21 protein-coding genes and 1 pseudogene are annotated in these 22,690 nt (G+C 36.7%); 7 read left to right on the top strand and 15 right to left on the bottom strand.

Annotated features, from left to right (window positions below):
• Positions 1 to 117 precede the first annotated feature (117 nt).
• A complete protein-coding gene (locus IPH52_10755; GenBank protein ID MBK7055515.1) occupies positions 118 to 966 on the top strand; it encodes a flagellin in 849 nt (282 codons plus the stop codon).
• Positions 967 to 1,463: 497 nt separating this feature from the next.
• Here IPH52_10755 and IPH52_10760 read toward each other — a convergent pair whose 3' ends face one another.
• The 5 genes from IPH52_10760 to IPH52_10780 form a co-directional block, all read right to left on the bottom strand.
• Positions 1,464 to 1,676, bottom strand: coding sequence for a hypothetical protein (locus tag IPH52_10760; protein MBK7055516.1), 213 nt, complete (start codon positions 1,674 to 1,676; stop codon positions 1,464 to 1,466).
• A 108-nt stretch (positions 1,677 to 1,784) separates the two neighbouring features.
• The gene (locus IPH52_10765) at positions 1,785 to 2,420 is read right to left on the bottom strand and encodes a hypothetical protein (GenBank protein MBK7055517.1); all 636 of its coding nucleotides are present in this window, start codon (positions 2,418 to 2,420) and stop codon (positions 1,785 to 1,787) included.
• Positions 2,421 to 2,485: 65 nt separating this feature from the next.
• Positions 2,486 to 2,992: a hypothetical protein gene (locus tag IPH52_10770; protein MBK7055518.1), complete on the bottom strand. Its 507-nt coding sequence runs from the start codon at positions 2,990 to 2,992 to the stop codon at positions 2,486 to 2,488.
• Between the two features lie 263 nt (positions 2,993 to 3,255).
• Positions 3,256 to 3,756 carry a DUF1564 family protein gene (locus IPH52_10775; protein MBK7055519.1) on the bottom strand — a complete coding sequence of 167 codons (501 nt, stop codon included), beginning with the start codon at positions 3,754 to 3,756 and terminating at the stop codon, positions 3,256 to 3,258.
• A 60-nt stretch (positions 3,757 to 3,816) separates the two neighbouring features.
• Positions 3,817 to 4,353 carry a hypothetical protein gene (locus tag IPH52_10780; GenBank protein MBK7055520.1) on the bottom strand — a complete coding sequence of 179 codons (537 nt, stop codon included), beginning with the start codon at positions 4,351 to 4,353 and terminating at the stop codon, positions 3,817 to 3,819.
• A gap of 210 nt (positions 4,354 to 4,563) precedes the next feature.
• Here IPH52_10780 and IPH52_10785 point away from each other — a divergent pair, with 210 nt between their 5' ends.
• On the top strand, positions 4,564 to 4,923 hold the full coding sequence (locus tag IPH52_10785) for a hypothetical protein (GenBank protein MBK7055521.1): 360 nt from the start codon (positions 4,564 to 4,566) through the stop codon (positions 4,921 to 4,923).
• Here the strand turns inward: IPH52_10785 and IPH52_10790 are convergent.
• The 3 genes and pseudogenes from IPH52_10790 to IPH52_10800 all read right to left on the bottom strand — a co-directional run bounded on the left by IPH52_10790 (position 4,920) and on the right by IPH52_10800 (position 9,881).
• Positions 4,920 to 5,948, bottom strand: a complete 1,029-nt coding sequence (locus IPH52_10790; protein MBK7055522.1) for a hypothetical protein — start codon at positions 5,946 to 5,948, stop codon at positions 4,920 to 4,922. The two genes, IPH52_10785 and IPH52_10790, sit on opposite strands and share 4 nt — an antisense overlap.
• 24 nt (positions 5,949 to 5,972) lie before the next feature.
• On the bottom strand, positions 5,973 to 7,715 hold the full coding sequence (locus IPH52_10795) for an acyl-CoA dehydrogenase family protein (GenBank protein MBK7055523.1): 1,743 nt from the start codon (positions 7,713 to 7,715) through the stop codon (positions 5,973 to 5,975).
• 173 nt (positions 7,716 to 7,888) lie between these two features.
• Positions 7,889 to 9,881 (bottom strand): annotated as a pseudogene (locus IPH52_10800) (FAD-dependent oxidoreductase).
• Between the two features lie 251 nt (positions 9,882 to 10,132).
• Between IPH52_10800 and IPH52_10805 the strand changes: the two are divergent.
• From IPH52_10805 to IPH52_10815, 3 genes are all read left to right on the top strand, one after another.
• Positions 10,133 to 10,783: a TetR/AcrR family transcriptional regulator gene (locus IPH52_10805; protein MBK7055524.1), complete on the top strand. Its 651-nt coding sequence runs from the start codon at positions 10,133 to 10,135 to the stop codon at positions 10,781 to 10,783.
• A gap of 178 nt (positions 10,784 to 10,961) precedes the next feature.
• Positions 10,962 to 12,179: a DUF445 domain-containing protein gene (locus IPH52_10810; protein MBK7055525.1), complete on the top strand. Its 1,218-nt coding sequence runs from the start codon at positions 10,962 to 10,964 to the stop codon at positions 12,177 to 12,179.
• A gap of 133 nt (positions 12,180 to 12,312) precedes the next feature.
• Positions 12,313 to 13,137, top strand: a complete 825-nt coding sequence (locus IPH52_10815) for an MBL fold metallo-hydrolase (protein ID MBK7055526.1) — start codon at positions 12,313 to 12,315, stop codon at positions 13,135 to 13,137.
• 2 nt (positions 13,138 to 13,139) lie between these two features.
• Here IPH52_10815 and IPH52_10820 read toward each other — a convergent pair whose 3' ends face one another.
• Entirely contained in the window at positions 13,140 to 14,795 is a 1,656-nt protein-coding gene (locus tag IPH52_10820) for a GMC family oxidoreductase (GenBank protein MBK7055527.1), read from the bottom strand.
• A gap of 248 nt (positions 14,796 to 15,043) precedes the next feature.
• Between IPH52_10820 and IPH52_10825 the strand changes: the two genes are divergently transcribed.
• A complete protein-coding gene (locus tag IPH52_10825; protein ID MBK7055528.1) occupies positions 15,044 to 16,201 on the top strand; it encodes a trypsin-like peptidase domain-containing protein in 1,158 nt (385 codons plus the stop codon).
• Between the two features lie 61 nt (positions 16,202 to 16,262).
• Positions 16,263 to 16,946, top strand: coding sequence for an SH3 domain-containing protein (locus IPH52_10830; GenBank protein MBK7055529.1), 684 nt, complete (start codon positions 16,263 to 16,265; stop codon positions 16,944 to 16,946).
• Positions 16,947 to 17,012: 66 nt separating this feature from the next.
• Here IPH52_10830 and IPH52_10835 read toward each other — a convergent pair whose 3' ends face one another.
• Genes IPH52_10835 through IPH52_10860 form a run of 6 tightly spaced genes read right to left on the bottom strand, consistent with a single transcriptional unit; the run spans position 17,013 to position 22,658 of the window.
• A complete protein-coding gene (locus IPH52_10835) occupies positions 17,013 to 18,332 on the bottom strand; it encodes a SpoIIE family protein phosphatase (GenBank protein ID MBK7055530.1) in 1,320 nt (439 codons plus the stop codon).
• Positions 18,333 to 18,336: 4 nt separating this feature from the next.
• A complete protein-coding gene (locus IPH52_10840) occupies positions 18,337 to 18,729 on the bottom strand; it encodes a response regulator (protein ID MBK7055531.1) in 393 nt (130 codons plus the stop codon).
• A gap of 18 nt (positions 18,730 to 18,747) precedes the next feature.
• The gene (locus IPH52_10845; protein MBK7055532.1) at positions 18,748 to 19,821 is read right to left on the bottom strand and encodes a hypothetical protein; all 1,074 of its coding nucleotides are present in this window, start codon (positions 19,819 to 19,821) and stop codon (positions 18,748 to 18,750) included.
• Positions 19,805 to 20,233, bottom strand: a complete 429-nt coding sequence (locus IPH52_10850; protein ID MBK7055533.1) for a hypothetical protein — start codon at positions 20,231 to 20,233, stop codon at positions 19,805 to 19,807. Before IPH52_10850 ends, IPH52_10845 begins: the two co-directional genes overlap by 17 nt.
• A gap of 1 nt (position 20,234) precedes the next feature.
• Entirely contained in the window at positions 20,235 to 20,648 is a 414-nt protein-coding gene (locus IPH52_10855; GenBank protein MBK7055534.1) for a hypothetical protein, read from the bottom strand.
• A 60-nt stretch (positions 20,649 to 20,708) separates the two neighbouring features.
• Positions 20,709 to 22,658, bottom strand: coding sequence for an ABC transporter substrate-binding protein (locus IPH52_10860; GenBank protein ID MBK7055535.1), 1,950 nt, complete (start codon positions 22,656 to 22,658; stop codon positions 20,709 to 20,711).
• Between the last annotated feature and the right edge of the window lie 32 nt (positions 22,659 to 22,690).

The raw sequence follows: 22,690 nt of genomic DNA on the forward strand, positions 1-22,690 counted from the left end.
AAAAAAAGTCTCTCTTTGTTTTTTGGGAGTAGGTCGATTAATATTATGAAGAGTCAAGGATGATTCTTCAATATCATTGCTCTCCACAAAGAGAGTCGGATTCATGGAGGAAACCGAATGATTATTAACCATAACGTATCTGCGATTAACTCGCACAGAGTATTAAAATTCAACAACGAAGCACTGAACAAAGACGTTGAAAAACTTTCTTCAGGCATGAGAATCAACAGAGCCGGTGATGATGCTTCCGGACTTGCAGTATCAGAAAAAATGAGAACCCAAGTTAACGGACTCAGACGTGCAGAAATGAACGCTGAAGATGGTATCTCCCTCATTCAAACAACTGAGGGTTGGTTACAAGAAACTCAAGAAATCGTTCAAAGAATTCGCGTACTAGCTGTTCAAGCGGCTAACGGTATTTATACCGAAGAAGACAGACAGCAAATCCAAGTTGAGGTTTCTCAACTAGTTGATGAAATTGATAGAATTGCTTCTCAAGCTGAGTTTAATAAAATGAAACTTATGACTGGAGCTTTTTCAAGACTCAATCCATCTGCAAGTATGTGGTTCCATATTGGGGCTAACATGCACCAAAGAGAAAGAGTATATATCGAAACAATGACAACTGCAGCTTTAGGTTTAAGAAACCCAACTGTATTGACATTCATTTCTCTTTCAACACTTAGTAAAGCAAACTCTGTTATCGGTCTAGCTGATGATGCTCTTAAAATGATTTCTAAACAAAGAGCTGACCTCGGTGCTTACCAAAACAGATTAGAGCACGCTGCTAAAGGCTTAATGAATGGTTACGAAAACATTCAAGCTGCTGAATCTAGAATTAGAGATACTGATATGGCTGAGCAAATGACTAGCCTTACCAGATACCAAATCTTGACTCAAGCTGGAACGGCGATGTTAGCTCAGGCTAACCAAAAGTCTCAAAACGTTTTGCAACTTCTAAGATAGAAAATCTAGGTTTATCTCGTTATAAATCTCCGTGATGTTTCTTGCCGAGCCCTAAAAAGCTCGGTTTTTTTATGTCCTGGGGGTTATGGGGATTAGCCCCAAGAAGTCACTTGAGTGCACAGAGAGAATCAGGGTATAGGAAGTGGGCGAATCGGCGTTAGCATCGTTTCATTTGAGATGCCTGTCATCCCGAAATTTTCGTGCGACTCAACTCCTTAGCATACGGCAAATAAATTTCTCTTCAGCCGACCGGGCTCTCTATCGTCAATAATTTGTGCTTTGTTTTATAAGTGGGTTGAATGTATTCAACCCCTACGTTATGAATCATACAAATTATTGACGCCGTTCGATCCCTTTCGCGCGGAGTTGTGGGGCTTTAACGGTAAAGATGAATTATCCTTCATTCGTAAATAGGTTGGTCTTATCGTAGTAGAGACAGGTCTCAGACCTGTCTCTACGTGTATAATGCAGACCTTATAGCGAGTAGGTAATGCGCATTAGTCTTTATCAAGTTCTCTTGCTCTTATGATGATTCCATCTCTTCCGCCTGGAATATGTGAATAAATAAGGCATTCGCATTCTTTCCATTCACTTAACGGGACTTCTGGGTCAGGAATAGCGAGAGGCTTACAGTCTTTTGCTTCTGCACCTTTGATTTTTCCAACATATTCATTTAAAATTATTTTTCCTATATTTTCTTCGTAAGTCATAGCAATTAGATTTATTACAATAAGTTTATTTTTTGTTACTGTATCGTTTATTTATCGGTGTGGTTGGTGAGCTTGTCCATCTATCCGTGGTAATTTTTAAATACTTCCTCATAACCCCGCAGCAAAGGCAAATATTAAATAGCCGATTAAACTAAACCATTGAAAACAACTACCGGCTAGCAAAAGCAAGAATCTAACTAAATTTGTTTTACGTGCTTTTTGTAATTCTTTTTCAGGCATATTGGGGATAATAGGTGTTACAATCTTAAATAGAAGAAAGAAAAATCCAATGGATCCAAAAATAATAGAAATAAATAGTGTTGCTCCTCCAAAGGAAATCGCCCAGAGAGGTGTTTCTATTTTACCTGAATCAATGGAAGTTTGTAGCTTTGTTCTGTCTAGTTTTCCAAAGGTCCAAGCGATACCGGAAACAAAAATTGGAATCTTTTTTTCTTCGTTAATATTTAGGAGTAAATTGGTAGTAAACGCTCCCCGTCGGTTGGTGTTTGTGCTATATCCCTCCGATCCGACTGAGTATTCGACACTTTGAACCTGTTTCCAATTGAATGTATCTTGGCTTTCCGTAAAAATATTCTTTCTGTGAATTTCACATTCTCCTGCCTCTGCGCATTTGATCGAAGCTCCACTAACAGAAAATACAAGAACTCCGATTGCTATTACATTTGCTATGAAAGAAACCAGTATTTGCTTTTTGCCGCTTGGATCATTTTTTATTTCTGACATTATCTTTCTCCTTTCAATTTTTCCTATAATCTTTTTCTACTGTTGAATTACATTTATTATCGACTCTAAATCTCTTTCGCTCTTGCGATGATGGAATCTTTGCCGCCTTTGATGTATAAATAGAATACGCATTCGCATTCTTTCCATTCGCTTTCAGGCTCTTCGCGACTTGGCTTAGCTATGGGATAACAGCTCTTTACCTTTATTTCGTTGTTTTTATCTTTGTATTCTTTTAAAAGAGCTGTTGTTTTAGGTAAAGTTGAATCTCCGTCGGATGGGGCTTGCATTCCAATAAAAGGTTCGTTTATTAAATTACTCAGTAATTTACTCTTTGCTTGCGATGTATTTGCTTCGATACAGGAATTTTGCATCATTCTTATATTCTTTTTCTCAATAGAATTTTGACTCGCACGGGCGAGAAAGGTTCCATGAAAAAAATGGTGTGGTTTTTCGTTCGGATTATCGGGATTACCCGCCCAGCCTGCCAATTGATTCTTTGCGTTGCTTGATTCTGGTTTTGAAGAACAGGATAGAATTGTGAAAAGGAACAGTAAGAGGAATTTTTTATTCATAGATGTTTCCTCTTTAGATTGTCAGAGTCGAAAATAATTTGTCAATTCTTATTGATTGGCTTCTTCTATTTCTTATCTTGATTTGTATAACTTTGGTGCTAGTATTATCATCGGTCGTGTGAATGGATTCCGGAGATTTTACTTCTTCTGGAGGTGAATGGGTATAATCCGTCTATACCTGTGATGCGCATCGCTAAATGGGAATATGTAAAAGATGCTTTTTTAGTAGATGAATCGAAACTTGTAATTGTTAGATGTATTTTCTATACTCGAACATAGAATAGTCGTGAAAAATAATCCTTTATTTTTTGAAATCTAAGTGAAACTTTTAGTTCTAGACTGGGGAGCGTAGGAACTACTTTGTGCAATTTAGATTCTACTAAAATGCGCCACATCCCAAGTAGGTCAAGTTGTAGTAAATGTACAAACATCCAGCAGCGAGATTTACCAAAAGCTAAAGCAAGTTCCCCAAGCTCGACCCATTCTGAATTACGGGGACGAAAGTTAACCTTTCGCAACTTCAGATTTTCCAATTGGTATTCAGTTTTAATTTTTTTAGGATCGGGAAGAATACCAGTGTGGGTAACACTCCGAAATCTGCGTAGAAGGCTTCGAAGGTAGGGGCTAACGTTTCCGTTGTATTTTTTTAGTTTAGAAATAAAATCAACCATAAGATGGTCAGGAATTAGAAGAGTAGAGACGGTTGCATCTTCTTCATTTATTTTTTTTCGGACAAATTCTTTTGAATTTTGAAATACGATCATACATATACTAGGTAACAAAACGTTCAGACTGTGCGAAAAAAATAAAATATTTAGCAAAAATTAAAAATAATATCTACCTGCAAGCGCCAAACCGGCATTAACTCCGTCGCGACCAATGAGAAATACATTAATATAGACTTCAGCGGACAATTCAAATTTCTTATCTGCATTCTTCCATGAAATTCCAAGAGGGGCACGAATGCCAAGAGAGTTTTCGTAATTATCGTCGCGATCTCTGAAGAAATTTCCTCGACCTCTTCCATTACCTTCTTTGTCTCTGCGTCCACCGCGCTCCTGTAAAACACCACCGCCACCGGCATAAAGGGAGAGTGAATCATTTATTTGATAAAAGTTGTAAAGAAAAACACCGTGCAAATGAAATCTTCCATAACCGAGTAAGCCCAGACCAAGGCTTCCTTCGATTGACATTTTATCATTCATCAAATATTTTCCAGTGATACCTGTGGGACCGAGTAGAGTTAAGCCTAATCCAAATTTGCCGCTTCCAGAAGAGCTTGTATTGGAGGATTTTGCATCCTGTGCGTTAAGCGTATTTAAAAAAAGAAGGGTTATAAAAATAAACACAATTTTAATCATTTGAAATCCTTAGATGTTGATTATAGCATCGACTAAATTGAATGCTATTACCAATTAGTAGAAACAGTTTTTTTTTCCAATCTTAATTCTTTTAACCTCTGTGAGAATTTATTTAAACGTAAATTTCTAAGATTGCATTTATACTTCCCTTCTAATTTGAATATACGAAAATGGAATAAGACAGACTTAATTTTTCATAAAGGAAATAAAATGGATTATAAAGTAGAATATTTAAACAATTCAGAGAAAAGATCTAAGGGACCAATTTTAAGAATTTCTCAGAATTTTTTTTATCAGGATAAATCACCCTGCGAAATAACAAACTTTGAAAATCAAGAATGGTATCATGGAACAGGAGTATATCCCAAAGAGCATCCCGGGAAAAATATTATTCGCCCATTAGAATACGGGTTATTATCCGCAAAATGTTTGTATTGTGAAAGCCAAAATATTTTAGTAATTGCATTACAGGGATGTGTATCCATGCATTCAGGTGATGCTTACTATGATTTTGAAATTATCTGTCAGAATTGTAAATCTTTTTCTGCTTTTTCTTATGCAGAAAATTAATTCATTCTTTTCATTAAATATAAATACAGAAGAGAGTTGAATGAAAGAATTAGAAATGCAATAGCCAATAAAGAAATGGATTCTTTAAGTAAAAAATAAATTGGAATTGATTGTAAATTCCAAACACTAAAGAGAATGGTCGTTAGCCGCTTGTCTAAAGTATGTAGAGTGATCTTTTGGTAGAGATGTTCTCTATGTGCACGAAAGATATTTTCCTTCTTTAAAAGTCGCTTTATAATTGTAAGAACACCATCCACCCAGAAAACAGGAATGAGTAAAAAACCATAACCCAGATCAATTGAATGGTCACTATTTCCAAGGAAGGGAAGGATGCCAATCATATACCCAAGCGGCAAAGACCCAGTATCCCCCATGAACAGTCTTGCAGGCGGAAAGTTAAAAAAAATAAAAGAAGCCAGTGATACACCGAGAAGAATTAGCGTAGTCTGATTGTTTTCAGGAAGTCCGTTAATTATAAAAAGAAAAATAAATAAGGCTGCAAAGGTTGAGAAAGTTAGATATAAATCAAGCCCATCCATAAAATTACAAAGGTTGGTTACGAAGATAATATACCCCGCAAGCACAATACTATAAAAAACTTTCGGGACCTCAGGTGCAATTCCAAGAACTTGAAAGTCCGGAAAAAAAAGATAACAATAAGGAATAAAAAACACAATTTCAAAAAATAGTTTTCTACGAGAGCTAAAATTATACCTATCATCTAAAAATCCAATTAAAAGCAAAACCAAAAGACCCGGCACAGTGCGAAATAAAAGTTGTATATCTCCCATACCTTTTCCAGAATAAAAAACTAGGTAGAAGAGGCTAATGGTAAATACACTCATAAACACGAGCCCGCCTGATTTCTTAGTCGGAAACTCATGCATGCTTCTGTGATTGGGAACATCCAGATGAGAAAAGAATTTTGAATGATAAAATGCCCAGAGTAAAAAAGTAGAAGAGGCGAACACACTCAGGTATAAAATGACTTTCTCTAAACCAAACACAATCCCATCAAAATACATTCCCTTGAATTGAAAAGAGAAAAATCAAAAATTCTCAATCCTATAAATACAAGCCCTGGCAATTGCAGTGCTATCAATCACATACGCTTTACAGTCCTTCGTCCATCTTTCCAAAGCATTCGTATTTTTTAATTTTAGTAAAGCCCGCTCATAAAGTAAGCTAGAAAGATAGCGTGCAGTTATAATCATTAGATTTTCAGCGAGTCTTTCTTTTGTTTTATCAGAATCAAAAGAGCGGAAACTTTGAATAGCCGCTTCTAGTGTCTGCCATTGCTCATCAATAAACTTTGAAGGGAAATTGATCTCTACTTTGATCGAGTTCAGGTACTTTCTGAAATTTCCTTCTTCGCTCATTCCTGCGAGTATAGCGCCTGTCGCAATCCTTACATGGATTTGACTTGTGCCTTCATAGATAGTATTGATTCTGGAATCTCTAAAAAACCTAGACACATCATAGTCTTCTGTGTATCCAGCTCCTCCATGAATTTGCACTGCGATGTTTGCACATTTATGACCTTCTTCCGAGCAGTAGTATTTTGCGATAGGCGTAAGAAGGGAAGCCAGGCTACTAAAATTTTTAATTCGTTCGTCTTTTCTTATTTCCCTATCGTCTTTTCCTTCTTTCTCCATTCGAATCTGATGATGTTGGTAAAGATCGATTACCCGCGATGTCTCTAAGGTGAGAAGTCGCATCGCGTTTGTTTCTCTTTGAATTTTGTGAATCATTTCGGCGACAGCTGGAATTTCCCCGATTGGTTTTCCAAATTGAATTCTTTCACTAGCATATTTTTTACATTCAGCCAATACGCCCGCTCCACCACCGGGACCACCCGCTGCACTTGCAAGACGCATAAAGTTAGTCATCCCTGCCGTATAACGTGTGAGACCTAAGCCTTCTTCTCCTAAAATTTCTGCATAAGAATTATCGTATACAATTTCACAAGTGGGTGACGCGTGTATGCCCATCTTCTTTTCAATTCCCGCTACTTCAATGTCAGTGCTTTTAACTAAAAATACAGATAAACCTCTTGCGCCATTTTGTTTTCCAGCTCTAGCTAAAGTAAGAAGTAGAGAAGGGTGATCTCCCAGACCACACCCCTGCGAAATAAAGCGTTTAGTTCCTGTTATCCGGTAACTTCCATCTTCTTGTTTTGTTGCAACCGTTCGCACATTATTCAGATCAGAGCCAAAGTCAGGCTCTGTGAGTGCCATTGCAAATAAAGATTCGCCTGTAGCCGCCTTAGACGCATACTCTTCATTTTGCGCACTTGTTCCAAAGCGAGAAACAATTTGAGCCAGGTTTAAAAGAGTAGTAGTCATACAAAGAGATACATCTCCTCTAGTCATAATCATAGCAAAAAGAGCACCTATAGTAGCAGGAAGACCAAGACCACCGGCTTCTCTAGATATAGCGTATGCCATTAGCCCCGTATTTCTAAATTTCTCATAAATTTCAATTGTTTCTTTCGGAAAAATTACTTTTCCATTTTCATATTTCAGATGATTTCTATCCATGGCTTGTGCTACCTGGGAAACCTCTTTTCCGAAAAATTCTCCCAGTGAATCAAGGCAGGATTTATATAACTCCAATGCTTCTTCAAAATTAGAAGGAGCCATTTCGTATCTAGGATTTTTTGTTTTTAAGAAATGCTTATGGTCGTAAAAATCATTTCCCTCAGCTCCTTCCACAATCGACTTCCAATCAATTAAATGATTGAATACAATCTGTAAATCCTCATCGTCAGTGAAATAGTTATTTGAAATCATAGTTATCCTTCTACAGTCACCTCGAACAGCTCCATCGTGAGAGGTCTATTTTACAATAATCGTAAAGAGTAAATCTCACCGAATTTTTGTCAGATAGACCTCTCACCAATATTATATTTATTGGCTTGCACCAACCAACACATTTCTGGGTTCGAGGTGACTGTAATAATCTTTTATATTTTATGAGCTGCTTCGAGTCCTTCTAAGAAGGCTCGCTTTGCATCAATTCCTTTTGCGTCTTTTGCTCCACCGATTAGAAATGTTTTCTTTTGCGGATACTTGGAAGTAAACTCTTCATAGAGAGAAATTTCCTTTTCTTGTCCAACACATAAAATGATAGAGTCACATGCATAGGTAAACTCTTCTCCGCTTTTTAAAACTACTTTCAGTCCCTCTTTTGTTACTTCTTTGTAGTCTAGTCCATGAAAAAATTCAACGCCTGCTGATTCTAATTCTTGCTTTAATGCCCAGAAAGTTGTCGGACCAAGACCAGCCCCATGCTTTCCATTTCTTCTAAATACCGCAACATTCCTGTTAGCCTTATGCGGTTGAATTCCTACATTTGTAAAAGAATTGATATTGTATTTTTTATCGTAGGATTCAAACGTTGGGTCGTGATCTTCTGTTAGTTTATGTGCAACGTCAACTCCAATTCCACCGCCTCCAATGACTGCGACTTTTTTTCCCGGCTTAAATTTTCCTGTCAGATAATCAGTGTAATTCCCAACTGGAAGATTTTCAAGTCCCGGGATTTTAGCTTCTCTCGGTTTCACACCTGTAGCAAATACAACTGCATCTGGATTTAATTCTTCAAGCAATCCTAAATTCGCTTGTGTATTTAAACGAATTTCTACACCCAGGTAGGGAAGTTCATTTTGAAAAAATCGAATTGTTTCTTTGAATTCGGATTTTCCCGGGATATGAGAGGCTAATTGAAATTGTCCACCAAGTTCACTTGCTTTTTCTAATAAAATTACTTTATGACCCAATGAAGCACTTGCACGGGCAGCTTCTAAGCCGGCAGGACCTGTTCCAATTACTACTACCTTTTTCGGGGTAATAGATGATTTACGCTCGTAAGTAAGTTCATTTACTGCTTCCGGATTTACAATACAAGAAACAGATTTTTCCTGGAAGGCATGATCTAGACAAGCCTGGTTACAAGCAATACATGTATTGATTCTATTGGACATTCCTGTTTTAAATTTATTTACAATGGCAGCATCAGCTAAAAAGGGACGAGCCATAGAAATAATATCAGCCTGGTTACTATCAAATATCCGCTGCATGGTAGACGGATCATTTACGCGGTTGGAGGCAATGATTGGGACGCCTGGAGTATTTTCTTTGATACGACTTGCTGTAGAAGCCCAGGCACCACGCGGCACTAACTGGCTAATTGTAGGTATCCGCGACTCATGCCATCCAATTCCAATATTTAAAGCAGAAACTTTTTCATCTCTAAGAGTATTTGCAAGTAATATTACATCTTCGAAGGTTGGATTTCCTGGAATCAAATCAATTCCAGACATACGAAATATGACCGGAAATCCTTCGGGTAGATTTTTTCTTACAGCGCGTAGAACTTCAATGGACATATTCATCCTGCGCTTTTCATCTCCACCGAAGTAGTCTTCTCTTTTATTTGTCACAGGTGAAAAGAATTGATTGAGTAAATAACCTTCACTTCCCATAATCTCTACAGAGCCAAATCCTGATTCTCTTGCAAGCCTTGCTGCGATTCCAAAGTCTTCCACTGTCTTCCAGCATTCTTCTTCTGTGAGTGCGCGCGGTATATAACGATTAATCGGAGCGCGAATAGCAGACGGACCAACACAACCTCTATCGAACGCATAACGTCCTGCATGAAAGAGTTGCGCGCACATATTTCCTTTTCCCGCAAAAGTCATTCATTTTTTTAAGCTCTTCTGCATGTTCAGGAATTTGAATGTTAAAAAAAGTCCTAGAACCTTTTCCTTCTTCGTTTACGCTGATTCCGCCCGTAACGATAAGACCAACCCCGCCTTCGAATCGCTTCCCGTAAAACGCTGCCATTCTCTCAGCAGTTCCCAATTCTCCCTCAACGCCTAAATGCATCGAACCCATAATAAAACGATTGGGCAGTGTATAATTTCCAATTTGAATTGATTCAAAAGCTGTGCTCATAGTTGTCTCCGTATCTTCGGTCATTTCGAACTAGCAGCATCCAAGTTTGCGCCGTGAGAAATCTATTTTGCAAACATAGTATTGTGTTATTCTATAACTATGTTTGTCAGATAGACCTCTCACGAAGAGGCTGTTCGAGGTGACTGTATAATTTACCACTGGTAAGTTATATTGAATTTTTGTCAACGTATTAATTTACCATTGGTAAAATACTGCTTGCAAAGAAACAGCAAATCATTTTCATTGAGTCAATGGTAGCTAGTAAGAAAAAATCTAAAAAGAAGCAATTAAAAGTAGGTAGACCTTTAAAGAAAAATGGACTTACTGTAAGAGAAGATTTAATTTTAGCAGGCACTGAACTTTTAAAGACTACTTCCTTGGAAAAACTTTCTCTAAGACAAGTCGCCTCGAAGGCAGGTGTCAGTCATGTCGCTACCTACCATCATTTTGAAAATAAAAATGCTTTGCTTGCTGCCATTGCCGAATTTGGTTTTCAAAAATACTTTGCTAGTTACCAGGAAGAATTAAAAAGAACGAACAATGATTTTCTCGGTAGATACCGTGCTCTTGGCTGGACGTATGTGCAATTTATTTTAAACAACCAACAATTTGCCCGTATCATGTTTGGTGGTGTCGGCGTTGATTTAAAACTCCATCCAACGTTAGCCGCAGTCTCTCGTCGCACCTATAAGCAGCTACATGAAATTATCCGCATGGGACAACGCCTCGGTGTAATCGGAGAAGGCAACGCAAGAGACAAGACATTAGCCTCCTGGGCAATGATCCACGGAATCGCAATGCTATTTCTAGAGGGCAGAATTAAACCCAAAAACAATCTAAAAGAAATGGAAGAGTTAATTCAGTCGGTCACGGAATACGCTTACTTGGGGATGAAAGTTTAGTTTTTTAGAGCTTTACTTTTTCCAAAAGGATTTCTTTAATTCGTTTGACACTTCTTTACTAATCTCGATACGTTGAAATTCATTTGTGTTTTTTTTCTCAGTGTTCTCTGCAAACTCTGTGAGAAATTTATACTTTTAAACAATTCCAGTAAAATAAACAGAACAAAAGGAATTTACTATGTGGGAAGATTTCCAACAACATCTCTGGCTTTATCTATCTATGCCTTTGGTCGCGGCTTTGATTGGTTATGTTACAAAATTGGTTGCGATACGGATGATGTTTCAGCCAATCAAGTTCATTGGTATAAAACCTTTTTTGGGATGGCAGGGGATTATTCCTCGCCGTGCAGAAAAGATGGCATCAATTGCGGCGGATACTCTCACTGCTAGACTTATTAATACGCGTGAGTTATACAATAGAATTGATCCCACTGAAATCATTAAAGCATTAGAAGAGCCTTTAATTCGAGACATTGATATCATTGCAGATGAGGTTATCGGAAAATTACAACCGGAGATATGGGAAGCTTTACCGACTCTAGTGCGTGATCAACTCATTGGAAATATGAGAAAGGAAATTCCCGGAGTCATCAAAGCATTAATGGCAGACATGGATCGGGATTTGGATTCTATCTTTGATATAAAATCAATGGTCGTTTCAATCATGAGTAAAGACAAGGAACTTCTCAATCGTATTTTCAAAGAAGTAGGAAAGCCCGAATTTCAATTCATTGCAAATTCAGGAATCTATTTTGGTTTTCTAATTGGACTCATACAGGCAAGCACATGGATGCTCACACATTCTCCGCTCATCATGCCAATGTTTGGTTTATTCACTGGTTGGTTTACAGATTGGTTAGCACTCAAGATGATTTTTTATCCCAAACAACAAACTAAATACATGGGACTTGTTACCTGGCAGGGACTCTTTATAAAGAGAAGGCAACAAGTGGCAGCGGAATACGGTGCGTTAATCGCAACAGAGATATTAACCCCTAGAAATATTCTAGAATATGTTTTGTCAGGTCCTCTTTCAGATAGACTTTACGAAATGATAACTCGAATTATTAAAAAGACAATTGATACCCAAGTTGGATTTGCAAAACCAATTGTTATCATGACTTTAGGCGGAGAGAAATACCAGGAAGTAAAGCACAAAGCAGCATTGAAAATCATTGAGCGTTTACCAGAAACTTTAAAGAATATTGAGACATACGTTGGTAATGCGCTAGATATTAAAAATACTATCGTAAGTAAAATGCAACAACTCACTGAAGAAGAATTTGAAGGTGTCCTTAGACCTGCCTTCCAACAGGATGAATGGATACTTATCACCGTAGGCGCTGTTCTTGGTTTTCTCGTCGGGGAAATGCAAGTATTCCTAATGACGCATTGATTTGTTTAAAGGAAAAAATATTTTGAAGATAACACAAATTTTACTCTCACTCTGTTTCCTGATTTTAGTGAATTGCAGAGTAACGTCGTTACCCGCTAGGTCAGTTCAGAAGGGAAACACAACTCCCTTCGATTTGAAATCCTATTCCAATCCAAAAGGAAAAATCCAATTTCAAAAAGTAGTCTCTGCTGATTGGGCTGTTTCTAGAGGTGGTCTCATTTACTTGGATGATCCTATTTCTAAAGAAAAGGGTCTTAAAGAAGGGGATGAGCCAATACAAATTTATATGTATGTGATCGATCATCCTGTTCATGGAAGATTTTTTATTGATACAGGAATTGCAAATGTATTTAAAAAAGATCCATCGCAGTGGCCTGTTAATTGGCTTCTCAAGAAAGGAATGAATATGAATGCTTTAAAAGTAAAACAGACGTTAGGCGACTGGATGACTGCTAATCCTGCAAAACTAAACGGTGTATTTTTAACTCATATGCATATTGATCATTTAATGGGTGGAGGTGATTTAGGAAAAGAAATTCCTATCTATACAGGAACAAAAGAATCAACTTCTACTGCCTTCATCAACATGTTTGTGCAAGGTAGCACAAACGATTTACTCGGAGAAGGAAAAACAATCCAAGAATTAGAATTTCCCAATGCAGACTCTGAATTGGGTCTTTCTACTTTAGACTTTTTTGGCGATGGCTCTCTTATTGTTCTCTATTCTCCTGGTCACACTCCCGGCAGTTTAGCATTTTTAGTTCATAGCACAAATGGTCTTCAACTTGTTCTAGGGGATACTTGTCATACTACCTTCGGTTGGCAAAACAATGTTCCCCCCGGAGACTTCACCGCTGACCGAGATAAAAATAGAAATAGCTTGAATGCTTTGCAACTCATTGCAAAGAAATTCAAAGATATAAAAATCCATCCCGGCCATCAGAGTTTAAAGGATTAACTTTATTTCATATCAAATTGATCTGCAATTCTCTCGGCCATGGCGGCTATCGTTAGCGATGGGTTTGGTCCGAGAGAAGTAGGAATGATGCTAGCGTCTACTACGTATAAACCCTTGTGACCGAATACTTCTCCTTTTCCGTCAACAACTCCTGTTTCTTTTGACTCTCCCATTACACATCCACCAATTGGATGAACCGCGATGATTTTATTGAGATAGGTGAGTGGGTTATCCACAAATATTCCTTCCATTTTATTTGCCATTGTCTTCATGGCTCGGCGCACTCTATCGTAATGCAACTGGCTACTCTTCATTTGCCACTTGATGATTGGTTCTCCATCTTCCCGAAGTTTAATTTCTCCATCGTTTCTGTCTCGTCCCATGCCTAGAAGTAGATAAGCTTTTCTCACAAACTTTTCGCTGTCGAGTAAATCGATTAGTTTATCACCAACATTGACTTCGCCTTTATGCATAGGGGAACCAATCAGTTTAAAAAAGAATTCTTTTAGATAACGAATTCCTATTTTAATCGGACGAATTAAAAAGTGAACGGATGGAATTTTTCCGGATACATACCAACCAAGTCCAATTGGAAAGCCAGCATCTTGAATAAATGCGTTATGCGCGTAACCATCGGGATAAGGTTTGAATTTATGCTGAATAGCCGCTGTAATTACAGGTCCTTTGGTAGGAATCACATCATGCGATGTATTTAATACAGAGCCTTCTAAGTCTCCATTTCCGCACCATTTTTTCCCAAGCATGGGAGAAAGATTTTTTAGTTTGCCTTCTTTTTGCATTCTTAGAAGTAAAGCAGTAGAGCCAAGAGAGCCTGCTGAGACTATGACTTTCTTTGCAGTCAGTTTTATTTTCTTTTCTGGTTCTCGCGGATTATAATAAATAACCTCATATCCACCGTCTTTATCTTCCATCGGAGAAATAGATTCTACATTTGCGTTAGTTCTCACATCGGCTGCGACTTTTTGTTTTTGAGCACGGAAGATGTAATTTAAATCTAATGTATTCTTTGCATGAATATTACAGCCTATATCACATTCACCGCATTTGTTGCAATTCGATTGCAGGGCACCGTGAGCGTTTAAGGACTGTTGTCCGGGAAAATCACCTTTGAATCGAATTGCTAAGTCAGGAAAAATAACTTTTGGTTTTTCCAATTCATCTTCCGTTTGTTCTAAGGACTCACCGATTTCTTTAAACAAATGCGTCTTAGGCGTGCGGTTGTAGTATTCGTTATCAAGCGGGTAGGGCGATGCTTCCATTGTGTTGACTACTTTATCATAATAAGGCTCAAGAGTCTTGCGGGTAATACCGTTTGGCCAGCCAGCAAAATTTTCTTCTGGCATTCTCATTAATACATTTGCATAGATAAGACTTCCTCCACCTAAACCACTTGCGGTTACTGACATTAAGTCGCTCTCTGGATAATCACGAATTTCCATAAAGCCAAAGCGTTTGTCTTTTGGATCCCAGATTAGTTTTTCTTTGATTTCGTGAATTCGTCTAGGAAAATCCCACATCTTGTAGTGCTTTCCTCTTTCTAATAGGCAAACCTTGATTCCTTTTTCTGCTAAGCGACAAGTCATCACAGACCCACCAAAACCAGACCCAATTACAATCACATCGAAATCAAATTTCATTTTATATCTTCCTTAATTTTTTCTAAAACTGATTCAGTGCCTGTTGTTTTTATTTACTAAAGTTCGCTTGTCAAGTTGTAAATTTTGATTTCAAAGGATTCATTCTTTTCCATCTGATTCTAATCATTTATATATTTTTTCCAGAGAGAGATTGCATAAATTAAATGGTTTTTTAAAAAAAATAAAAACTAGAACGAACTTTTTTTACCCTTCCAAGTTTCTAATAGGTAAAACTTTGAGGTTGAAACATGAATTATAAATCAAAAACATTTTTATTCTCATTCCTATTTATTTTACTCGGAACATTTCTTTCCCCACTTTTCTATTGTATAGGCGGGGGCAAATCAAGCTTATCCTTAAATGCTAAAACAGAAGTGAATCCTACTCCTTCGGTTTCGCAAGCAGTAGGAATTCAAACCGCGTTTAATGAAGTATATGAAAAAACGGCTGATAGCGTTGTATCAATTGCAACAGAAAAAACTGTCAACATTCAAATGAATCCTTTTATGGATCCATTTTCCGGTGATCCATTCTTCGGTCCTCCTTCTTTGAAAGGAAAATCCAAAACGCAAAAGCAAAAGCAAACCGGACTTGGTTCTGGAATTATTTTAAATAAGGAAGGATACATTCTAACCAATGAGCATGTCGTTCATGAAACAGATAAGCTTCATGTTAAGTTACGAAATAAAAAATCTTACGAAGCGGAAGTCATAGGCTCTGATCCTGTTTCTGATATTGCTGTATTAAGAATTAAAGGGGCTAGTGATTTAGTTCCAATCGAAATTGGAGATTCTTCAAAAGTTAAAGTTGGAGATTGGGCTATTGCAATTGGGGCTCCTCTTGGATACGAGCATTCTTTCACTGTGGGAGTCGTCAGTGCAATTGCACGGGGTGGAATTGATTCTTCTGGTGTTAGCTATATTCAAACAGACGCGGCTATTAATCAGGGAAATAGTGGTGGACCACTCCTTGATATTTATGGGAGGGTAATTGGTATTAACCGTATGATTGTATCTCCGAGTGGAGGCTCTATTGGGATTGGATTTTCTATTCCAATCAATGAAGCAACCAAAGTCGCGGAAGAAATTAAAACAAATGGAAAAGTAAAACGTGCCTGGGTAGGAATTGCACTTGATGCAATCGATGAAGATACAAAACAAGAACTCAAACTTCCTTCCACAGAAGGAGCACTTGTTAAACAAATTTACAGCGACTCTCCAGCGGCAGAAGCAGGGATTGAACTCATGGATGTGATTACTCAAATCGGTGATGAAAAAATGAAATCACCGGAAGACGTAGTCAACAAAGTTCGTAAATCTAAAGTCGGAGACAAATTGCCATTTGCCTTATTTCGAAAAGGCAAAGAAGTAAAATCCATTGTCAAAGTAAGAGAAAGACCTCAGTAATTTTGAATTTTGAAAATGCAAAAATGGATTGAATAATTCTAAATGGAATTAGAATGGGAAAATGAAATTCTACCAATTTAATTCCATTTCCAATTTTCAAAACAAAACTAAGCAAATCTTTACACTACGAAATTTAGTTTTAATTCTTCTGCTCCTATTTATTAGCTCTGTAAATCCAATATTCTCACAGGCTAGTAAAGGAACTTGCTCTACATGGATAGAAGGAGACTCTCAATCCTTAGTCGATTGTAAAGAATCTACTTTAGAAGAATGTGCAAAAAATAAATCGTCCATTCAAAAAAAAGATACAGCGTTTCAAAACTATACAGGTAAGCTTTTTAAATCTAAGAATGCTGACGCATCGGAAATTTTTGAATTTAAAAATGAATCTGTAGACAATTGTAAAAAGCAAATGATTCAATCAGCAAGAGATGCGGAAGGAACTATGTGTTCCGAATGGGGATTTGTAGTCTATTCAGAAGGATTGAAAGCAGGAGATGTTTCCTACATCTACGGAAAATCTGTCAACGTCAGAGAGTCTGCTTCTACAAAGTCAAAAAGTATTTTAACACCTACAGATAGGACTAAAATTAAAATCCTAGAAAAATCAAAAGAGCGAGCGACAATTCCAAATTTGTATAAAGCCTATTGGTTTAAAATTTCTGTAGGAGACAAAACAGGCTGGGTATACGGACAATTCTTACATCCCGACCCAAACAGTAGTGTTTCTTTCATTGAACAATAAATAGCGGCTAATGGGCTGTAGGCTGTTTAATGTGATATGCATGCAAGTCTGTGTTAATTGAAAAAACTATCTTGTGTAGGTGATTTTTAATATGGATAAATCATCCATGAGGATAGCGTCTTGTTGTATCCACTGAACTATTCTTTCTATATTACCTGCACCATTTTCCACACAAGTTAGAAATCGATTTTGGTCTTCATTGATTTTTGGTTGTCCGTTAGGAAGGGTCTCAATTATTACATCATCTCTACCATCTGATCCAAAAAACACAATGTCGCCTTTTAATAATTGGAAATTGCTGATTGATAAATTTGCTTTCTGCTGACCGACAACAGGGAATCCAAGCTTGTTATAATTCTGATCAGTGTTTATAAAACTTGCTTTTCCTTCTCGATATAAAACAGGATATGGATGCTCTGCGTTGATAAAATACAAATTACCTGTATCCTCTTCCAAAATTCCAAGCACCATAGAAACCATCATGAGTCCCTCAAATGTAAGGAATGTTTGGTTCAGTTCCTGATAAGTATTGTATAGCCATTCATCGGGCATTAAATTCTTTCCCCATTTAAAACTACGTAAACGCTCCATTACTACTTCAAAAGCTGTACCTAGAACAATTGCTCCACCCGCCCCTTGTGTTGATTTACCCATTGCATCACCATTGATAAATACAATGTATGATTTATTCATCAGTTTGACATTATGCGCAATATTTATATCTCCTCCAATAGTGTCCGTTGATCCTCTGAAATTGAATTCTTTTTTTTGCTTTAGAAAGAATTCGACTGTTACCTTTTCACTGGAGACAGAATTGCGGCTCAACGGCTCTATTAAAAGAGATGTTAAATAATAATCTCCATCCTGTTGAAATTTTAATTCATTTATTTCGCCTAACGTTCTTGTTAAAATTTCAGTTCGTTCTTGAACTTTCCTTTCTAAGTCTTCGTTAAAAATACTTAACTGTTGATTTTTTTCTATCAATGTGGTTAAGAGTTCTTTATTTTGCATACGAAGAGTGTAAACTTCCAACGCATTCTTGAGTGTTACAAGCATTTCTTCCGGCTGAAAAGGCTTTGGGATATAACGATAAATCTCTCCGTGATTGATTGCTTCGATGATAGTTCCAACATCAGCATAACCTGTAAGTAAAATTTTAATCGGATCAGGGTAAACATTGGCTATTTTTTTAAGGAATTCAACTCCAGTAGTGTGCCTCATTTTCTGGTCTGTGATAATAATTTGGATTGGTTCGCGCTGTAGTATTTCAAGACCTTCTTCGGCTGAAATTGCTAGCAGAATTTCGAAATTCTTTTTGAATAAATATTTGAAGCTAACAAGATTCTCCTTTTCATCATCTACATAGAGTATTTTACTTAGGGACATTTTTTTACCTTCTATCGTTATGTTCATACTGCTCTAGTGCACTAGTAAGAACTACTTTCATTTCATCTCTATCAAATGGTTTGGAGAGAATTCGAGAAACTGTTCCATTGTCTATGGCTACTTGCATAGCAGACGTATCGCCGTAACCTGTGAGCAATATTCGAATAATATTAGGTTGTTTTTCTGAAACGTGCTCTAAGAATTCTATTCCACTCATAAAGGGCATTCTTTGATCTGAAATGATAACCTGAATGTCTTCTTCTTTTAATACTGATAATCCTTCTTGGGCTGAATTTGCGATAATTACATTAAAATCTTTTCTAAAAAGTAGCTTAAAACTAGTTAAATTTTCTTTTTCATCATCTACATATAATATATTATAACTATTTGTATTCATAAGCTTCTCCACTTTTTACTAGACAGGCAAATAGATAGTAAACTCAGTTCCCTTTCCCATAACGCTTGTAAAATCCATTTTACCTTTGTGTTGTTCTATAATTCCATAACTAATGGAAAGACCTAGTCCTGTCCCCTTACCAATTTCTTTCGTTGTAAAGAATGGTTCAAATACTTTATTTTTTATATCGGGGGAAATTCCAGTTCCTGTGTCCCTTATAGAAATGATTATGCATTCGTTTTTAAAATCTTGCACCCCTGATTTGGAATGCTCAGTTTTTATTGTAATGGTTCCCTTTTCTTTTATCGATTGGATTGCGTTTGCTAATAAATTAAGAAAGACCTGGTTTAATCTTCCGGCAAAACAATTTACGAGAGGAAGGTTTCCGTAATTCTTAATTATCTCGATTCTATCCTGGTATTGATTATGAAGAAGTATCAGGGTAGAATCTATATTCTCATTTACATCAGCTAATTGCTGTTTACCCCCATCCATCCTTGAGAAAATTCTGAGACTTTTAACTATGTCCGCTGTCTTCCTTGCACCGGTTTTGATATTATTGGATAATTCACGAACACCTTCAATTGTTTCTGATACATTGATTTGTTCCTTTAGTTTTTTTATCTCTTGTAGCTTTTCATTTATATTTTCCGGTGTCAAAGCCTCATAGGCATCCAAAACCTCAATCAATTCCATTGCCAATTCATTCAAAGCTAGTATACTTGAATTAATATAATTGATTGGATTATTAATCTCATGCGCGATGCCTGCTGTTAGAATTCCAAGAGATGCCAGTTTCTCAGATTGTATCAGTTGAGACTGAGTAGATTTTATTTCTTCGAGTGATGCCTTTAATTGAAAATTTGATAATGTAGTTAACTTCTCTGATTCAATCAACCTTGATTGAGTTTCTTGTAATTCTACAATTGTAGCTTCTAATTCAGTATTTACGGTTACCAGACGAGCTTCTTTTTCCCGCAAAGTTTTAAAAGCCTTTACTAATACTTCTTCATTTGTTTTGAATTTCCTTTTTAGAAATTCAATTTCTTTTTTTAGAGCTTTTATTTCTTCTTCGTCATTCATTGTTTTCATAGTTTGACTCACACCACGAAAAAGCATCTTCTAGCATTTCAAAATATTCTAATTCATAAGGTATTTCATCTGCTTGATCGACGATTTGTTGAGTAGAAAAATTTGATAAGGACTCAACAGGAAGTAAAATGGCAACTTTTAATACTCCAACTTTTATACAGGCATTCAGCCAACACATTAGAACCCAGTTTTGTAAAGACTCGGGATAAACGCATAGACGTTTTGTGTCGTCGCTAATAATATATTTAGGTTTATATTTTTCGATTAAGTCAGTTACAATAATTGTCTCTGTTTTTATCTCAGCTTCAGACATATTAATTGTTTCCAGAAGCCAAATGTCGTAGAAAATTTTTTTACTATCATCAAATTGGCATACCATGAATTTTGTTTCGCTAATTATTTTCATGCTCATTTTATTTTACACTCTTTAACCAATCAATAGCAGATTCTTTTTTAACGAACCAGCGCGTAACAAATTCTTTTCCTTTCGGTTCCTCCATCACTTGTTCAAGTGATAGTTGTGCAATAAAATCAGGGTTATCAAAAACAATTGCAACCCACTTTAATCCCATATCAAGAAGAGAAATAAAAATATTTTCATTTGTCCACTCTTGCATTTCGGGACTGACTACAAAGCGCATATCGCTTATGTTAGGGATGTTTTTTGTAGGTTTGCATTTTAGGCAAGCATCTAACCAATTCAGCATTTCCTGTTTGTATTCGTCTTCAGTCATTTTCTCTGTTTCAGGAAGCCAAAATGTTTCGATAAGATTGTCTTCTTGAAAGTAATCAACCGTTATATATTTACTTCTATACATATTTTTCATGCTTTACTCCTTAGCAGATAGATATTTGTAAAACTCTATATTGGATTAACGAAATCATATTTATTTACAAGGCAAATAGATAGTAAACTCAGTTCCTATTCCGACTTCACTGTTAAATTCTATTTTACCTTTGTGCTGCTCTATGATTCCATAACTTATCGCAAGCCCGAGTCCGGTTCCTTTTCCAATTTCTTTCGTTGTAAAAAATGGTTCAAATACTTTATTTTTTATATCAAGGGAAATTCCAGAACCTGTGTCCTTTATAGAAATGATTACGCATTCTTTATTAAAATTTGATAAGCCTGATTGTAGGTATTCCGTCCTTATCGTAATCGTTCCACTTTCGTTAATTGCCTGGATTGCATTTGCAAGTAGATTCATGAAGACTTGATTCAATTTCCCGGCAAAACATTTTAATAGAGGAAGTTTTCCATAATTTTTTATAATCTCGATTCTATCTTTATATTGATTATGAAGAAGTATCAAAGTTGAGTCCAAATTCTCATTGATGTCGGATAACGTTTGTTCATCGTTATCCATTCTTGAAAAGGTTCTGAGACTCTTAACAATATCTGCAGTCTTCTTGGCACCAGCTTTAATATTGTTGGATAATACTGTTACTCCTTCAATCGTTTCGGATAGGTTAATTTGTTCTTTCAATCCTTTTATTTCTTCTAGCTTCTGGGTTATGTTTTCCGGTGTAATTGTCTCATACACTTTCAATACATCAATCAATTCTGTAGCTAAGCCATTTAGTGCAGTTATGCTTGAGTTGATATAGTTGACTGGATTGTTTATTTCATGCGCTATTCCGGCAGTCAAGATACCCAGGGAAGCTAATTTCTCAGATTGAATCAGTTGAGAATGAGTTGAATTTATTTCTTCGAGGGCATGAGCAAGATTCGAATTCGTCAAGGATAGTTCTGCATTCGATTTATTCAGCTCATTCGTTCGTAATTCAACTTCCTTTTTCAAATTCTCGGAGTATCTTATAATCAATCGCCTTCTTTGAATAATCCAAACTACCAGGCCAATGAATAAAAGACCACCTAGAGTCTGATAAAATAATTTCAGATTAGGGCGTGGATTTGGATCGTAAATGAATTCTTCTAAGTTCACATCTTCCGGAAGCATCCCGAGATCTGCGTATACTTCTGCTATGTGCCTCCATCGACCTGGATTCATATACCCGAGTTCGACTAATACTGGTTGCACGAGTGACACCATTTGCTTTGCTTCATACAATAAATGATTTCGTGTCATACGCTTTGAATACTTTTCTAAAATCAAATCGACTATTTCTTCTTGATTACTCATCGCATACTGCCATCCGAGTAAACTAGCTTCACGAAATGCTTTCACTCGCTCGGGGTATTCTTGGATTTCTTTTTCACTCGTAAATAGATTGTCACCGTAAAAATCTATTCCCGCCGAACGGGGAGAAAAAACCTGATACGCAAAATGAACATTTTCTAAATAAAATGGTTGGTCTGTTGAATATCCATTCATACCGTAAACTTTTCCTTTTAGCAAATCATCAAAGTTAAAGCTATGTTCTAGTTTTATAAAATCGTTAGTCGCTATACCTTCTTTTTTTAAGTAGGCTAAAATTTCAAACGATTGCCTGGACAACATTACAGGTTTGGCAAGAATGTCGTGAATACTTTGGACGCTATTTATTTTCGAAGTTATTAGAACATCAGGGGAATGCTGAAAAATCACTGCGATTACAACTACCGGTTTACCTGCTTGTCGATTTAATAAGATACCACTATTTCCAGTACCAAACTGGTATTTTCTGGAAAGAACGTTCTCTAATGCTTCATCTCCATTGGGAGTTTCAACAAGCTGCACATCTAGCCCGACATCAGAGTAATATCCTTTCTCGATTGCTGCGTAATAGCCGGCGAATTGAAATTGGTGATACCATTTTAATTGAAGATGAATTCTATCGAGCGCGAAGCAAGGTGTATAAATAAAAAGAAGGAGTAAAAAGTATCGGGCAATCATTGGGGTAGTTCTCTATTATCTGCACTTTACAT

This window comes from Leptospiraceae bacterium, from assembly GCA_016708435.1.
GTDB lineage: Bacteria > Spirochaetota > Leptospiria > Leptospirales > Leptospiraceae > UBA2033.

Bases quoted from the DNA above. Each gene is read 5' to 3' on its own strand.
- IPH52_10755 (MBK7055515.1), top strand. From the start codon at position 118: ATGATTATTAACCATAACGTATCTGCGATTAACTCGCACAGAGTATTA.
- IPH52_10760 (MBK7055516.1), bottom strand. From the start codon at position 1,676: ATGACTTACGAAGAAAATATAGGAAAAATAATTTTAAATGAATATGTT.
- IPH52_10765 (MBK7055517.1), bottom strand. From the start codon at position 2,420: ATGTCAGAAATAAAAAATGATCCAAGCGGCAAAAAGCAAATACTGGTT.
- IPH52_10770 (MBK7055518.1), bottom strand. From the start codon at position 2,992: ATGAATAAAAAATTCCTCTTACTGTTCCTTTTCACAATTCTATCCTGT.
- IPH52_10775 (MBK7055519.1), bottom strand. From the start codon at position 3,756: ATGATCGTATTTCAAAATTCAAAAGAATTTGTCCGAAAAAAAATAAAT.
- IPH52_10780 (MBK7055520.1), bottom strand. From the start codon at position 4,353: ATGATTAAAATTGTGTTTATTTTTATAACCCTTCTTTTTTTAAATACG.
- IPH52_10785 (MBK7055521.1), top strand. From the start codon at position 4,564: ATGGATTATAAAGTAGAATATTTAAACAATTCAGAGAAAAGATCTAAG.
- IPH52_10790 (MBK7055522.1), bottom strand. From the start codon at position 5,948: ATGTATTTTGATGGGATTGTGTTTGGTTTAGAGAAAGTCATTTTATAC.
- IPH52_10795 (MBK7055523.1), bottom strand. From the start codon at position 7,715: ATGATTTCAAATAACTATTTCACTGACGATGAGGATTTACAGATTGTA.
- IPH52_10805 (MBK7055524.1), top strand. From the start codon at position 10,133: ATGGTAGCTAGTAAGAAAAAATCTAAAAAGAAGCAATTAAAAGTAGGT.
- IPH52_10810 (MBK7055525.1), top strand. From the start codon at position 10,962: ATGTGGGAAGATTTCCAACAACATCTCTGGCTTTATCTATCTATGCCT.
- IPH52_10820 (MBK7055527.1), bottom strand. From the start codon at position 14,795: ATGAAATTTGATTTCGATGTGATTGTAATTGGGTCTGGTTTTGGTGGG.
- IPH52_10825 (MBK7055528.1), top strand. From the start codon at position 15,044: ATGAATTATAAATCAAAAACATTTTTATTCTCATTCCTATTTATTTTA.
- IPH52_10830 (MBK7055529.1), top strand. From the start codon at position 16,263: ATGAAATTCTACCAATTTAATTCCATTTCCAATTTTCAAAACAAAACT.
- IPH52_10835 (MBK7055530.1), bottom strand. From the start codon at position 18,332: ATGTCCCTAAGTAAAATACTCTATGTAGATGATGAAAAGGAGAATCTT.
- IPH52_10840 (MBK7055531.1), bottom strand. From the start codon at position 18,729: ATGAATACAAATAGTTATAATATATTATATGTAGATGATGAAAAAGAA.
- IPH52_10845 (MBK7055532.1), bottom strand. From the start codon at position 19,821: ATGAAAACAATGAATGACGAAGAAGAAATAAAAGCTCTAAAAAAAGAA.
- IPH52_10850 (MBK7055533.1), bottom strand. From the start codon at position 20,233: ATGAGCATGAAAATAATTAGCGAAACAAAATTCATGGTATGCCAATTT.
- IPH52_10855 (MBK7055534.1), bottom strand. From the start codon at position 20,648: ATGAAAAATATGTATAGAAGTAAATATATAACGGTTGATTACTTTCAA.
- IPH52_10860 (MBK7055535.1), bottom strand. From the start codon at position 22,658: ATGATTGCCCGATACTTTTTACTCCTTCTTTTTATTTATACACCTTGC.